13 protein-coding genes are annotated in these 13,250 nt (G+C 34.9%); 7 read left to right on the top strand and 6 right to left on the bottom strand.

Going from position 1 to position 13,250, the window contains the following annotated elements:
* From KEM10_RS04670 to KEM10_RS04650, 5 genes are all read left to right on the top strand, one after another.
* On the top strand, nucleotides 1-1,623 hold the full coding sequence (locus KEM10_RS04670; protein ID WP_212214119.1) for a sulfatase family protein: 1,623 nt from the start codon (nucleotides 1-3) through the stop codon (nucleotides 1,621-1,623).
* Between the two features lie 12 nt (nucleotides 1,624-1,635).
* Nucleotides 1,636-3,948 carry a beta-glucosidase BglX gene (gene bglX, locus KEM10_RS04665; RefSeq protein WP_212214117.1) on the top strand — a complete coding sequence of 771 codons (2,313 nt, stop codon included), beginning with the start codon at nucleotides 1,636-1,638 and terminating at the stop codon, nucleotides 3,946-3,948.
* A gap of 5 nt (nucleotides 3,949-3,953) precedes the next feature.
* Nucleotides 3,954-4,733 carry a carboxylesterase family protein gene (locus KEM10_RS04660; RefSeq protein WP_212214116.1) on the top strand — a complete coding sequence of 260 codons (780 nt, stop codon included), beginning with the start codon at nucleotides 3,954-3,956 and terminating at the stop codon, nucleotides 4,731-4,733.
* A gap of 298 nt (nucleotides 4,734-5,031) precedes the next feature.
* Nucleotides 5,032-5,475 carry a cold-shock protein gene (locus KEM10_RS04655; protein WP_212214114.1) on the top strand — a complete coding sequence of 148 codons (444 nt, stop codon included), beginning with the start codon at nucleotides 5,032-5,034 and terminating at the stop codon, nucleotides 5,473-5,475.
* Nucleotides 5,476-5,641: 166 nt separating this feature from the next.
* A complete protein-coding gene (locus KEM10_RS04650) occupies nucleotides 5,642-6,919 on the top strand; it encodes an acetylxylan esterase (RefSeq protein ID WP_212214113.1) in 1,278 nt (425 codons plus the stop codon).
* Nucleotides 6,920-6,956: 37 nt separating this feature from the next.
* Here KEM10_RS04650 and KEM10_RS04645 read toward each other — a convergent pair whose 3' ends face one another.
* From KEM10_RS04645 to KEM10_RS04630, 4 genes are all read right to left on the bottom strand, one after another.
* Entirely contained in the window at nucleotides 6,957-7,568 is a 612-nt protein-coding gene (locus KEM10_RS04645; protein WP_212214112.1) for an FMN-dependent NADH-azoreductase, read from the bottom strand.
* A gap of 76 nt (nucleotides 7,569-7,644) precedes the next feature.
* Nucleotides 7,645-8,211, bottom strand: a complete 567-nt coding sequence (locus KEM10_RS04640; RefSeq protein ID WP_212214111.1) for a YceI family protein — start codon at nucleotides 8,209-8,211, stop codon at nucleotides 7,645-7,647.
* Nucleotides 8,212-8,241: 30 nt separating this feature from the next.
* The gene (locus tag KEM10_RS04635) at nucleotides 8,242-8,619 is read right to left on the bottom strand and encodes a SnoaL-like domain-containing protein (RefSeq protein WP_212214109.1); all 378 of its coding nucleotides are present in this window, start codon (nucleotides 8,617-8,619) and stop codon (nucleotides 8,242-8,244) included.
* A 126-nt stretch (nucleotides 8,620-8,745) separates the two neighbouring features.
* Nucleotides 8,746-9,330: a Crp/Fnr family transcriptional regulator gene (locus KEM10_RS04630; protein WP_212214107.1), complete on the bottom strand. Its 585-nt coding sequence runs from the start codon at nucleotides 9,328-9,330 to the stop codon at nucleotides 8,746-8,748.
* Between the two features lie 92 nt (nucleotides 9,331-9,422).
* On the opposite strand from KEM10_RS04630, the gene KEM10_RS04625 reads away from it, so the two are divergent.
* A complete protein-coding gene (locus KEM10_RS04625) occupies nucleotides 9,423-9,731 on the top strand; it encodes a hypothetical protein (protein WP_212214105.1) in 309 nt (102 codons plus the stop codon).
* 462 nt (nucleotides 9,732-10,193) lie between these two features.
* Nucleotides 10,194-10,595 (top strand): DoxX family protein, encoded by a 402-nt coding sequence (locus tag KEM10_RS04620; protein ID WP_212214102.1) that lies wholly within the window; start codon nucleotides 10,194-10,196, stop codon nucleotides 10,593-10,595.
* 75 nt (nucleotides 10,596-10,670) lie between these two features.
* Here the strand turns inward: KEM10_RS04620 and KEM10_RS04615 are convergent, their stop codons facing one another.
* Together KEM10_RS04615 and KEM10_RS04610 are read right to left on the bottom strand one after the other, a co-directional pair.
* Complete coding sequence (locus KEM10_RS04615) at nucleotides 10,671-12,503, bottom strand: B12-binding domain-containing radical SAM protein (RefSeq protein ID WP_212214098.1); 1,833 nt, start codon at nucleotides 12,501-12,503, stop codon at nucleotides 10,671-10,673.
* 116 nt (nucleotides 12,504-12,619) lie between these two features.
* Nucleotides 12,620-13,075, bottom strand: coding sequence for a hypothetical protein (locus KEM10_RS04610; protein WP_212214094.1), 456 nt, complete (start codon nucleotides 13,073-13,075; stop codon nucleotides 12,620-12,622).
* Nucleotides 13,076-13,250 lie beyond the last annotated feature (175 nt).

Genomic DNA, 13,250 nt, shown 5'->3' with positions numbered 1-13,250 from the left:
ATGATTAGTGCAATTAAAATATTATCATTTACCGCCTTAATGTACTGTTTGATATCTTGTAGTCAAGGTAAAAGACAGGAGGCAGATAAACTACCCAATGTGGTATTTATACTGGCAGATGATATAGGGTACGGTGATTTGGCATGTTACGGTGGAAAATTACCTACTCCCAACCTGGATCAATTGGCAGCTGATGGAATTCGTTTTACAGATGCACATGCACCTGCCGCCTTATGTGCTCCATCACGGTTTAGTATGTTAACAGGAAGCTATCCTTATCGATCGTATAGTGCCGGCGGAGCATGGAACACCAATAGCCCTTCTATTTTCTCTGATCCGCATGAACATACTAATGCTGGTAGAAAAATAACAGTGGCTGAAATAATGCAGAAAGTCGGTTATAGAACAGCTTTTTTCGGAAAATCGCATTTAGGTGGTGATATCAAAGATAAGGATGGAAATCTAATCAGGAAACAGAATGAAATATCGAAAATGGATTTCACAAAAGGAGTTCACAATTCGATTAATGAATATGGATTTGATTATTCATACTCTCTTCCAAGTGGAATTCAACATGAACCATTTGCCTTCTTTGAAAATGGAAACTTTTCACCTTTCGATCCAAATAAAGCTGCAGACAACAGTAGTACTAAGTTTTGGAAGAATGGGCGATACGCTATGAAGAATGGTATTTCAGAAATTGTTGAACATGCAAGGCAAGCTGGAGTTGGTGATATGGACTATAATTCAAGCCAAACAGGCATCATGTTAATTGATAAAGCCATCGATTTTATAGATCATCATTTGAAGCTAAATCAACAGCAAAACGAAGAGAAACCATTTTTACTTTATTTTGCTTCTCAGGCTATTCATGTGCCTCATACTCCTCCTGACTATTTCGAAGATGACAAGGGTAATTTAAATATCAAGGTAAATGGTATTACCGGAGGGGCAACAGGTGATTTTGTTTACGAATTAGATCTTCAGATTGGAAGAATAATTAAGAAACTGGAGAATGAAGGTTTAACAGGCAATACCATTGTATTTTTTACCAGTGATAATGGTGCTTTATGGCCTAATATATGCGATTTTGGTAACCCGGAACACGATAATAATGGCCCTTGGAGAGGTTATAAGGCTGAAGTATATGAAGGTGGACACCGAGTACCATTTATTGCCAAATGGCCCGGAAAAATATCGCAAGGAAGGATTTCTGATGAAACGGTTTTAGCACAAGACTGGGTGGCAACAATGTATGAATTAACACAACAAACAATGGAGGATGATCAGGCAATGGATTGCACCTCGTTACTGCCATTGTTATTGGAAGACCCAGGTTATCAAAAGCCGCTTCATCCGTTTATTTTATACCAGGCTGGTTATGCTCATGATGGAGCCATACGTGAAGGTAATTGGGTTTTATTAGTCAATCGAAAAAATGAAGCCACCGAATTGTATAATCTGAAAGAAGATCCGGAACAACTTAAAAATGTGATTGCCTTACCCGAAAATAATAATCGAGTTCAACGCTTAAAGCAGACCTTTTTAAAGTATAACGATCATAACAATAATACTCAAGAGCCACGAACAACCAAAGCGTTTAGTATTGAAACCAACTCTTAAAAATTCTATGTCATGAAAAAGAATCTCATTTGGATAATTATAGCACTCGGTGTATTTGCAGCTTGTTCATCGGAAAAAACTAAAACAACAAAATGGAAAAGCTACAGTGGCGATCCGGTAGTTGAGCATAAAGTTGACTCGGTTTTAAGTTTGATGACTCTCGAAGAAAAGATCGGGCAGATGAATCAATATTCGGGTAATTTTGCTGCTACAGGTGAAGTAAGCGATAATAAGTCGGGCGAATACTTGAAAAAAGGTATGATTGGCAGCACGTTTAATGTGTTTGGGGCCGATCACCTTCGTATGTTACAGAAGCAGAATTTAAAATATTCTAGACTCAAGATTCCCATGTTGTTTGCAGCAGATGTCATTCATGGACTTGAAACAACTTTTCCAATTCCGCTGGCAGAAGCATGTTCATGGGACTTGGATTTGATGGAAAAAACAGCTCGTGTGGCAGCTGAAGAGGCAACAGCATCGGGGGTAGCATGGAATTTTGCACCTATGATTGATATTGCTCGCGATCCGCGTTGGGGAAGAGTAATGGAAGGCGCTGGAGAAGATGTATACTATGGGAGTTTGGTGGCTCGTGCACGTGTAAGAGGATTTCAGGGAATTAATGATTATAAAGATCTGACAAAAAATAACACCATGATGGCTTGTGTCAAGCATTTTGTTGCTTATGGAGCGGCTCAGGCAGGGCGCGATTATAACACAGTGGATATATCAGACAGAACTTTACATGAAACATATCTACCTCCTTTTAAAGCAGCTGTAGACGAAGGAGTAGCGTCTTTTATGACTGCTTTCAATGATTTAAACGGCGTGCCTTGTACGGCGAATAAATACATCTTTACCGATATTTTAAGGGATACATGGGGTTTTGGCGGTATGGTTGTAACTGACTATACCGCAATTATGGAATTGATCGATCATGGCATTGCTAAAGACCTAAAGCAAGGCGCTGAGTTAAGTCTTAATGCTGGAGTTGACATGGACATGATTAGTGAGGCTTTTGTAACACATCTGAAAGAGTTAGTTGATGAAGGAAAAATTAAAGAGTCGCAAATTGATGTAGCTGTATCTCGCATACTGGAAATGAAATTTCTATTGGGTTTATTTGATGATCCATTCAGATATTTTAATGCTGATAGAGAAAGGAACGTAATTAATAATCCTCAGCATAAGAAATTGGCTCATACAGCAGCGCAAAAGTCAATAGTATTACTCAAAAACCATAACAGTATCTTACCTCTTGAAAAGGCAAAGGCCAAACGGGTGGCTGTAATCGGTCCCTTTGTTGATGAGCGAGAAAGCTTAAATGGCGAGTGGGCTATAAAAGGAGACAGGTCTAAATCTGTTACATTAAGAGAAGGATTAGAGGCTAAATACGCTGGGACAAAAGTTAAATTAACATATGCGCAAGGGATAACCCTACCATTGATTGATCGATCTACCGCACACGTTTCAACAGTTAATGTGCCAGATAAGAATGGTTTTTCAGAAGCCATTAGAATAGCTTCTCAAAGCGATGTAATAATTGCTGCATTGGGAGAGAACTTTCATTGGTCAGGAGAAGCTGCAAGCCGTTCAGATATTACATTACCAGGAAACCAACGAGAGTTGCTTAAAGAGTTAAAGAAGACAGGTAAACCTATTGTTTTGGTATTGTTTAATGGTCGTCCATTGGATTTATCATGGGAAGATGAAAATGTAGATGCCATAGTAGAGGCATGGTATCCCGGATTAATGTCAGGTACTGCCGTAGCTGATGTTTTGGCCGGAGACTATAATCCATCAGGTAAATTAGTGATGACTTTCCCGCGCAATGTAGGACAAATTCCCATCTACTATAACAGTAAAAATACAGGACGTCCATTTAACGAGGAAAGACCTGCTGATTATCGCTCATCATACATTGATGTAGAAAATACACCTTTGTACCCATTTGGCCATGGATTAAGTTATACTCAATTCATTTATTCTTCACCATCAATAAGTTCTTCTTCTTTAACAAAAGGGGAAAGCATTATCGCTTCGGTAGAAGTTAGTAATACAGGATTTTTTGACGGAGAAGAAGTTGTTCAACTTTATATTAGAGATAGAAAAGCTTCGGTTTCAAGACCTGTTAAAGAATTAAAAGGTTTCCAAAAAATAACATTAAAAGCTGGTGAATCGGTAAAAGTGGACATTGAGATCACTGAAGAAATGATAAGTTTGTATGATATCAATAATAATTGGGTAGCCGAAGCCGGAGAGTTTGATGTTTGGATAGCAAGCAGCTCATCGGATGAAAGTAACCACTTAACCTTTGAATTAAAATAGTAAATATGCGTATTTTAAGTTTACTGATACTGACTTTTATTGCTGGAACCCTTTGGGCACAAGATTATGATGCTTACCAAAAAAAATTGTTTGTTAAAGGTTCTGATACTCTTCAATATCGTATTTTATATCCTGAAAATATGAAACCGGGTAAGAAGTACCCAATGGTATTATTTATGCACGGTGCCGGAGAAAGAGGCAGTGATAATCAAAAACAGCTGACGCATGGAGGTCAATTATTTCTCAATCAGAAAAATCGAAAGAAATATCCTGCCATAGTCGTATTTCCTCAATGCCCCAATGGTATTATGTGGACAAACCGACAAAAACACAAAAATAAAGATGGTGAATGGATATTTGAGTTTCCGGTTGATGATAAAGCACCATGGCCTGCCTTAATGGTTGATCAATTAGTAGATGAAATGATAGAAAGTGGACATGTTGATGAGAGTAGACTTTATATCATGGGTATTTCCATGGGGGGTATTGGATCATTGGAGTTCTTATATCGTTTTAAAAATAAATATGCTGCAGCTACCATCATTTGTGGTGGACATAATGCCGAATTAGCTTCAATGTATCAAAATAAACCAATTTGGTTTTTTCATGGAGGTAAGGATGATGTAGTGCCTATGCATTATTCTAGAGAAGTATACGAAAAAGTTAAACCATTTAATAAGCAGACTCAATATACAATTTATCCAGAGGCCAATCATAACAGTTGGGATCCGGCTCTAGCTGAACCTAAATTGCTAAAATGGCTTTTTTCAAATAGGAAAAAATAATATATAACATAAATCAAATTTAAGAAGGGAGGATTATTAGCGCTTCGAGTAATGTAAAGATATGTCGGTACAATGGGAAGCTGCCACTATTGATGGCATAGCTGTTAACACTTCTTATATTGTACCCATTGATTTCTCATTTTCTATTTATGAGAATTAATAAAGTTGTTATTTTCAAAGCATACTATAAGAATTCAGATAAGTTTTAATGAGTAGATTATTGCTGTTATTTCAGAAATAATCTTTTATGGAAATTAATTTGATTACCTTCGGGAAATATTAAAATTAAAATTTTAGAATGGCGAAGTCGAAACAGACATTTGGTAAAAAAGAAAAAGAGAAAAAAAGATTAAAGAAAAGGCAGGATAAGCAAAAGAAATTAGAAGAGCGTAAAGCTGGTGGTAAAGCTGATTTCGATGATATGATTGCTTATGTAGATGAAAACGGAAATATTACCGATACTCCTCCAGACCCAATGCAAAAATCAAAGGTTGAAGCCGAAAGCATTGAGATTAGTACTCCTAAAAAAGAAGATATTGAAATCGATCCTGTTCATACCGGAAGGGTTGACTTTTTCGATCACTCAAAAGGATTTGGCTTTATTATTGAAAAAGAAACACGCGAAAGATTTTTTGTGCATGTAAATGGTCTTACCGAAGAAATTGTTGAAGGCAATATTGTTAGCTTTGAATTAGAAAAGGGCCTAAAAGGAATGAATGCCGTTAAGGTAAAAAAGGTATAGTTTATCAGTAATATAAATTGGAAGCTTTAATGAGATCCATTCATTTGAGCTTCAATTTATATGAAAACTCTTCACTACTTCCTTGATTTATTAATATATAACGATTGATCTAAAGATCGCTTCATCTATTGTATTTTCAATCATATATTATAATAACATCTGAAATATGAGGATCTGTCTTCTATTATTTTTGGTGCTAAGTTTCAATTGTGCATCTCAAAATTCTCCGGCTCCTATTAATCTGGTTGATATATTATTAACTCCTGATCATGCAGATTGGATTTATCATACCGGGGAAGAGGCAGAGGTTTTAATAACAGTACTGAAATTTGGAGTTCCTGTTCAGGGGGGTGAGATTAGTTATGAATTTGGCCCTGAACTTTTAGTGTCTGAAAAAAAAGGCATAATCAAACTCAAAGATGGAAAGGCCAACATAAATATAGGAACAGCTGATAAACCCGGTTTTCGCCAATTAAAAATATCCGTAGTTGTTGAAGGTAAAATATATAAAAATCAGATTAACCTTGCTTTTTCACCTCATTTAATTGAAACAACTCAAGCTTATCCGTCAGATTTTGAGTCTTTTTGGGTGCAAAATATAGCAGAAGTAAGAGAAAAAGATTTTAAAACTACACTTACCCATCTTCCTGAATACAGTACAGAAAAGGTAGTTGTTTATTTATTCCATTTAAGTAATAACTCTGACAAAAAAAGTGTTTATGGATATTTGTGTAAACCTCGAGCCGAGGGGAAATACCCAGTGCTTTTTGCTCCACCCGGGGCAGGTGTTAAACCAATTAAACCTTATATGGGATTTGCCGAAGATGGATATATAAGTCTAAGTATTGAAATACATGGTATAAATCCAATGCTTGATAAAAATACCTATAAGCAAATAAGCAGGGCATTTGGAAAATATATGTTTGTCAATCTGGATAAAAAAGAAGATTATTATTACAAAAATGTTTATCTATCTTGTGTTAAGTGTGTTGATTACCTGTGCACTCTACCTGAATTTGATGGAAAAAATGTTTTTGTTACAGGAGGAAGTCAGGGAGGTGCTTTATCAATTATAACAGCCGCTTTAAATGAAAAAGTAACTGCATTGGTTGCATTTTATCCTGCATTATGCGACTTATCGGGGTATGCCAAAGGAAGAGCCGGAGGTTGGCCACATATGTTTAAAAATATTGAATTGCTAACTGATGAACGATTAATGACTTCAGCTTATTATGATGTTGTTAATTTTGCTCGTATGATAAAAGTACCCGGATTCTATTCTTGGGGCTATAACGACCGAACCTGTTGCCCAACATCGGTTTATGCAGCTTATAATGTAATTACGGCTCCGAAAGAAAATCATATTACGCCCATATCTGGACACTGGCGCTTTGGTGAAACCAATAAGAAGTCATTAGAATTTCTTAAAAGTCAATGTAAATAACCGGCATGTAATTGATACTGCCGGTTAGGAGTTTAGATTATAATTGCCATTTATCAATTAAAGCATCAATACTTTCTTTAGCTCGATTTATTTGCATTTCCATTAGGCTTGTATTACCTGTGGCAGCATGAATAAACTGATAGTCTTTGATACCCATAAAATCCAACTCTATCTTTAATATGGTTTTGAGATTATCCATAAATCCATATTCGCCCTTGTAACTTCCCATACTGGTATAAATAGTAGCAAACTTAGTATTTGTCATTAAACCATACTGTTTGCCATCTTCATATTTAAATACTTTTCCGTTTTGCATAATGGCATCAAAATATAATTTAATCATGCCTGGTAACGAAAAATTATGCATGGGCGTAGCTAATACAACCAAATCTGCACTCATAAATTCATCAGTTAGCATATCTATCGATTGAATAGATTCAGCTAATTCACCTGTAAGAATTTGCCCACCGTAATTACGCATTTTATAGGCCTTCATTGAAGTGTAGTTGAAGTGTTGTGCCGGTGTTTCAATTAAATCTCTTTCAATAATGTTGTGCTCACTTCCTAAATTCTGCTTGAAATAATTAAGTAACGTTAGAGTATTAGAAGTTTCACCTGATGGCAGGTATTTTACAATTAGTATATTCATTTGTTCATATTTGTGAGGTTGGTAGAAAGAATAAGCAATGCAGAACTATTATAAGCCCTGCATTTGCTTTGTTTAATTAAATAGCCAATTCTACATCTAAAATAAATATGTCATCAATGGCTTTGTCTCCCAAATTATCGAAGAACGAATCGGATCCATAACGAACGTCAAATTTCGATCGATCCACTTTAATCTGAGCTGTGTACCCCTTACCCTTTTTTAATACATCAAAACTGATTTTTTCACTCTTTCCCTTTATCGTTAAAGTACCGGTAACTGTAGCTTTATCATCACCTTTATTTGATACTTTTGTAATTACAAATTCAGAAGTAGGATAGCTGGCTACACCAAAAAAGTCATCGGACTTAAGGTGTCCAACCAATTTACTATTATATCCTTCATCTTCCAGGTCGGTATTGGTAATGCTGTTCATGTCCAAAACAAATTTACCACCAGTTAATTTACCATCTTTCAACTCAATGTACCCATCTTTCAAGTCAATTCCTCCGGTGTGCGATCCGGCAATTTTCTTTCCAGTCCATACAACAGATGAAGCATCTGTTTTCACCTCTTTTTTCTGTGCAAAAGTGTTGACGCTTGCTGCAATCAATAATGCTGCGAATACTAATTTTATTGTTTTCATAACTTAAGTAATTTATTTGATTTTAATTATTTATCTATTGTAGTAATACTTCTCATTAATAATTTCGCCTTCCGTATTCCATCGTTGAACGGTAATCATTTTAAGGCTACGATGACCCCATTCCTCGTGTGTGTAATCCATATCCCACTCAACTACCGAAATGTTGTTACTGATTAATGTATTACGTGCTTTTGCCTTTTTATAATCCAAAATACCTGTAACGAATTCCTCTTGTTTTTTTCGGCAGATATCTTTCCCTATTAAAGGATCGTTTTCATTATCCTGGAGTGTTACATCCTCGGCATAGAACTTCTCAAAGGCCTGCAATATCTGGCGCTCTTCAATCATGGTGTTCAGTCTTTTCACCCTTTCGTCGATGGCCATATTTTTTAAATCTAATTTTAGCATCGTTCATTTGCTTTAATGTTACGATACAAAAGTAGAGGGTGCAAAAAGTAATCTACTTGACCTATGTTAAGAATTACAATTGATATAGGTTAAGAGAGGCTTAACCTTGAAAAGAAAGTAATGAAATTATTTTTTCTTGCGAATGCGGCTTAAACTTTCGGGTGTGATACCCAAATAAGAAGCAATATAAACCAAAGGCACGCGCTGAAACATTTCAGGATGCTCTTTCAACATTTCATTATACCTGTCAGAAGCAGGCTCCCACATGGTGGCATTTAATCGTTTGAGAGAATTAACGTATGCTTTCTGAAACAATATGCGAAAGTATCTTTCTAAACTGGGAACTTCTATATAAAGCTGCTCCAATCGCTCTTTTGATATGCGCAAATAATGGGTATTCTCCAAGGCTTCTATATAATAATGCGAAGGACGGTTACTAAAGAAACTCTCCAAATCACTTATCCAGTTATTATCCATCCGAATCTGAAAGATGTGTTCACCTCCTTTTTCATCTACATAGTATGAACGCATGCAACCATCAGTGATAAAATACAGATAATTACAGACATCATTTACCACCAAAAGATCCTTCTTCTTTTTAATAAATTGAGGCTCAAAAGCTGAAAGAATAATTTTTTCAGCTTCTTCGCTTATATCAGTCCATTTCGAAAAATAATAGATGAGTTTATGATTCGGCCTGTTTTGTTCCATGTGGTCGAAGATACAGAATTTACCAATTTGACAGAACAAAAAAGAAAAATTACTACTGATGAATACCATTAATTAATTTCTATTTTTGTTGCATGGATACAGATACACAAAACGCAGTAGATCACATCAGAGAAAATATACAATCTTTGGATCCATATGCAGATATATATGTGCTTCCTCTATCGGGTTATGGATATAATAGGGAAACGGAAATTTATATATTAACTCCCAAAGAGATAGATTATGCTGTAGAACAGCAATATGTGAATGCTCGTTATGAAGCAGAAAAGTTTTCGGGGCAAAGCTTTAAGATGTATTTGTTTAATAAGTCTGATTGGCATCAAAACCATATCGAAACTCCAATATACGAAAAAGTGCATAATGAAGGTATTATGCTTTAACACTGTTTTTATATAGTTTAAATCCTAAATATCTAGATGTTGGAAATACTGATATCAAGTAGGGATGCAATGCACTATATACCTTATTTAAGTGATTGTTTCGTTTTGTATTAACCTCCATGATTCAATTGTTTTATAAATTATAATAGCGATTTCTAGAATTTACTCTTCTTTAATCGTAATCATGTCAGAAAACATTATTTCTTATCATAGATCAAGAAATATGAAATCTCTGAGCTTTTATTTTGCAATATCAATCAGCTCAAGAGCTGTGTGAATAAATACAATCAAATTCTAAAAATATTTAAAGGATAGAACAGGTTTGAACAATGATGTTAAACTGATGTTTGAGTTTGTATTCTTACAGATAAAGTGGGAATAAATAAGCTGCGTGAAATAACCGGTTATTCATGCAAGCTAAAATTAATTGCCGGAGAGATTATTAACCATAAAAAGGGGAAAATGAATAAGAATAATGATTTAGGATTATTAGTATTACGTGTTTCATTAGGATTACTAATGTTACTTCATGGAATTGCCAAATTGGTTCATGGATTGGACTTTATTAAAGGAATGTTATCAGGTATGGGACTTCCTTCATTTTTTGCATACGGAGTTTTAGTGGGAGAGGTGCTTGCACCTATTGCGTTGATTGCAGGATTTAGAACTCGTATTGCAGCAGCCATTTATGCTGTCAATTGTATTGTGGCTATTGCAATGGCGCATTCAGGTGATATATTTTCGTTAAGCGATCATGGAGGATGGGCTATTGAATTGTTAGGATTGTACTTATTTGGTGCTGTTGCCATCTTCTTTACAGGAGCTGGAAAATATGCAGTTTCAAACCAAAATAACTGGGACTAATTATTTAGTATAGCAGGCTAAAAGAAAGGTGAGAATAGGAATGAATTCATTCCTCATTCTTACCTTTTTTGATATTTATAATTCAATCACAGATATTATTTGAGAATAATCTGCATTAAAATAGATCAGATAGTTCTGCCTTAAATTATTTAATATCTCCTTCAACTGTTCTTCTGTAATTCCTTTAAACCTCTCTTGAGCATTTTTAAATAACGAATAAAACTTACATACCTGTTTCTCTGCAGCCTGAAGAACGAATCCATATTCTGGTTGACCAAAAACAATGTTTTCTATTTCTTCGTCATTACAATATTCAGTATAATAATATACCCCGTTATTTTCCTGAATTTTATAGCTAAACCGGTTTGTTTTATAGTAATTTTCAATGTCAATCAGTTTCTCCCACTCGCGAGAATTAGATGGGATATCATGCTTAAATCTGAATAAATGAAAACGATTGGCATGATTGGAATAAGAGTCGGGCAGTAAATATGACAAATTATCGGTATTGTAATGATCCAATTCTTTATCAGGTATTAGCTTGTAATACTTCGACATGGATGAAAGCACCAGCTCTACATATTCATGAGCAAAAGAAATAACGCTATCGCCATAATAAAAGCGTAAGAAATGCAGATTATCAATACATTCCTGCACATCTTCTTCTTTTTCTCCTGGTATGTGTTTGATGACATTAACTACGGGATTAATCCCATTTTTTATCGCATATTTAATAAAAAACAAGTTGTCGGAAAAGGTGTTGCTTTTATTCATGCTGGCAAGCAGTTTATCCGATAAACCGTCGTAACCAATAAACAGGTTTTTAAAGCCGGCAATGGTCATTTTTTCCATTAATTTGGCATCATAATTACCATTGGGAATCAGTTCAGCCCATAAAGAGTAATCCTCCTCGGTTCTGTATCGCAAATCAATTAGCAAATCAAGCAAACGTTCAAAATGATGAAGACTTCCAAAGGTATCGCTATCAACGAAAGTAAAAATGCTTATGCCGTAATGTAAGTTTAGATGTTCAATTTCTTTAACCACACATTCAGGACTTCTGGCTCTGAGTTTATATCCTTGATTAAAATCGCAGAAGTTACAGCGATGCCAGTGGCACGATCGAATGGAGTTTATTGGAAGACTTATTTCATCCCTGTCTTCATCTTCGGGAAAAGAAGAAAAATAATCATCGTAGTTTGGATAGATATAATTCTCAAAATCCAGGTATTTACTTTGATTTGTGCCAGATTGCTTTAATTCATTATCCTGTCGGTAAATCAAACGCGGGACAAGTGAATAATCATTACTCTCACTTTTGATTTGCTCACTTAAACTCAGTAATGGATATTCGCCCTCACCCCAGGTGGAAAAATCAAAAGCATCACAAATCTTCATTACTTCGCGAGCGGCATTATCACTTCCAAATCCGCCAATAATAACTTTTACGTGAGGAGCTATCTTTTTAACTTCTTCAGCCAGTAACATACCCGGAATCCATTGGTTGTATTTGGCTGTTATACCAAATAATTTAATCTCACTAAAATCGATGTCTTGAAGCTCTTCTGTAATAGTATTATAAATCCTTTCTTTGGCTTCATCCAAAAATTCTGGGTAATAATAAGGATTAACACTTTTATGATCCGGATCTAATTTCTGCAATAAGGATATTATTCGTTTATTTCCTTTATTATTATACTCACGATCATTTAATATACTTAAGAAGGGAAGAAGACGTATTTCAGTATCTTCACTATCGGTGTACTCCGACATCACAGATAAACTAAAATTCCAATACTTTATCTGTGTTGACACACCATTATTTTCCATAAATGATTTCAGAATGGAAAGGGATATTGATGGGCTGTAAATATCAGTTGGCGGTAAGCAGTTTAAAAGTATTGACATTAAGCTGATAAATGTTAGTTGTTTACTGAATTGCTATCGTTGCAAAGGTAGCTTTTCAGCATCAACTTAAAAATAGTTGATTTATTAAACTTAGCTATGTTAAGAGGTTTATAATATTACCCGTTAACAGTGGATAATTGATAATGGCAAAGTGAATTAAATAATTCAAAATCCATATCTAAATTTAACAGATTATAAGCCTTTTGAATAGTTGAACAATATTTGCTATTATCCATTGTTTGTCCAATAAACAAATGAGTTAAGGCTGTAATGATTGGTTTTGAAACACGCCAAACAATTATATTGTGATTGTTTTCTTGTGGTTCAATATTGTATAGGTTAGCTAAGCGGTTTAAATCTTTAATACTAAAAGGAACTCTACATCTCTTATCAATGTCAATTAATAACGACTTAATATTGGGGTAAAATGGGTGGTTTTTGTAATTGTAATTAAGCTGCTCAAGATCATTATAATGCAATTTAGGAGTTTGAAGACGAACTATTGCAAAGCTATGCTCAGGATACATAATATAATAATTTCCTGTTAGATCCAGATTTGAATTCCTTTTCAATACTTTCTTTTTATAGGTTATACTATAGGTTAGAGTTGCAATGGGCTCTAAATTAATTTAAATATTTAACAATTCTACCTTTTCTTTATTAGTTGATAAAAGTTAAAAGAGATAAGGATTCTACCCAAATGGGTAGTGAAAGAGAGAGGAGGAGAGTTTGGGATTTATTTGAGAT

The sequence above is a fragment of the Carboxylicivirga linearis genome (genome assembly GCF_018271995.1).
Taxonomy (GTDB): domain Bacteria; phylum Bacteroidota; class Bacteroidia; order Bacteroidales; family Marinilabiliaceae; genus Carboxylicivirga; species Carboxylicivirga linearis.
Note: the sequence above shows the minus strand (reverse complement) of the source record. Positions and strands in the feature narration are given on the sequence as shown.

Excerpts from the sequence above, each read along its gene's own strand:
- KEM10_RS04670 (WP_212214119.1), top strand. The coding sequence starts at position 1 with ATGATTAGTGCAATTAAAATATTATCATTTACCGCCTTAATGTACTGT.
- bglX (WP_212214117.1), top strand. The coding sequence starts at position 1,636 with ATGAAAAAGAATCTCATTTGGATAATTATAGCACTCGGTGTATTTGCA.
- KEM10_RS04660 (WP_212214116.1), top strand. The coding sequence starts at position 3,954 with ATGCGTATTTTAAGTTTACTGATACTGACTTTTATTGCTGGAACCCTT.
- KEM10_RS04655 (WP_212214114.1), top strand. The coding sequence starts at position 5,032 with ATGGCGAAGTCGAAACAGACATTTGGTAAAAAAGAAAAAGAGAAAAAA.
- KEM10_RS04650 (WP_212214113.1), top strand. The coding sequence starts at position 5,642 with ATGAGGATCTGTCTTCTATTATTTTTGGTGCTAAGTTTCAATTGTGCA.
- KEM10_RS04645 (WP_212214112.1), bottom strand. The coding sequence starts at position 7,568 with ATGAATATACTAATTGTAAAATACCTGCCATCAGGTGAAACTTCTAAT.
- KEM10_RS04640 (WP_212214111.1), bottom strand. The coding sequence starts at position 8,211 with ATGAAAACAATAAAATTAGTATTCGCAGCATTATTGATTGCAGCAAGC.
- KEM10_RS04635 (WP_212214109.1), bottom strand. The coding sequence starts at position 8,619 with ATGCTAAAATTAGATTTAAAAAATATGGCCATCGACGAAAGGGTGAAA.
- KEM10_RS04630 (WP_212214107.1), bottom strand. The coding sequence starts at position 9,330 with ATGGAACAAAACAGGCCGAATCATAAACTCATCTATTATTTTTCGAAA.
- KEM10_RS04625 (WP_212214105.1), top strand. The coding sequence starts at position 9,423 with ATGGATACAGATACACAAAACGCAGTAGATCACATCAGAGAAAATATA.
- KEM10_RS04620 (WP_212214102.1), top strand. The coding sequence starts at position 10,194 with ATGAATAAGAATAATGATTTAGGATTATTAGTATTACGTGTTTCATTA.
- KEM10_RS04615 (WP_212214098.1), bottom strand. The coding sequence starts at position 12,503 with ATGTCAATACTTTTAAACTGCTTACCGCCAACTGATATTTACAGCCCA.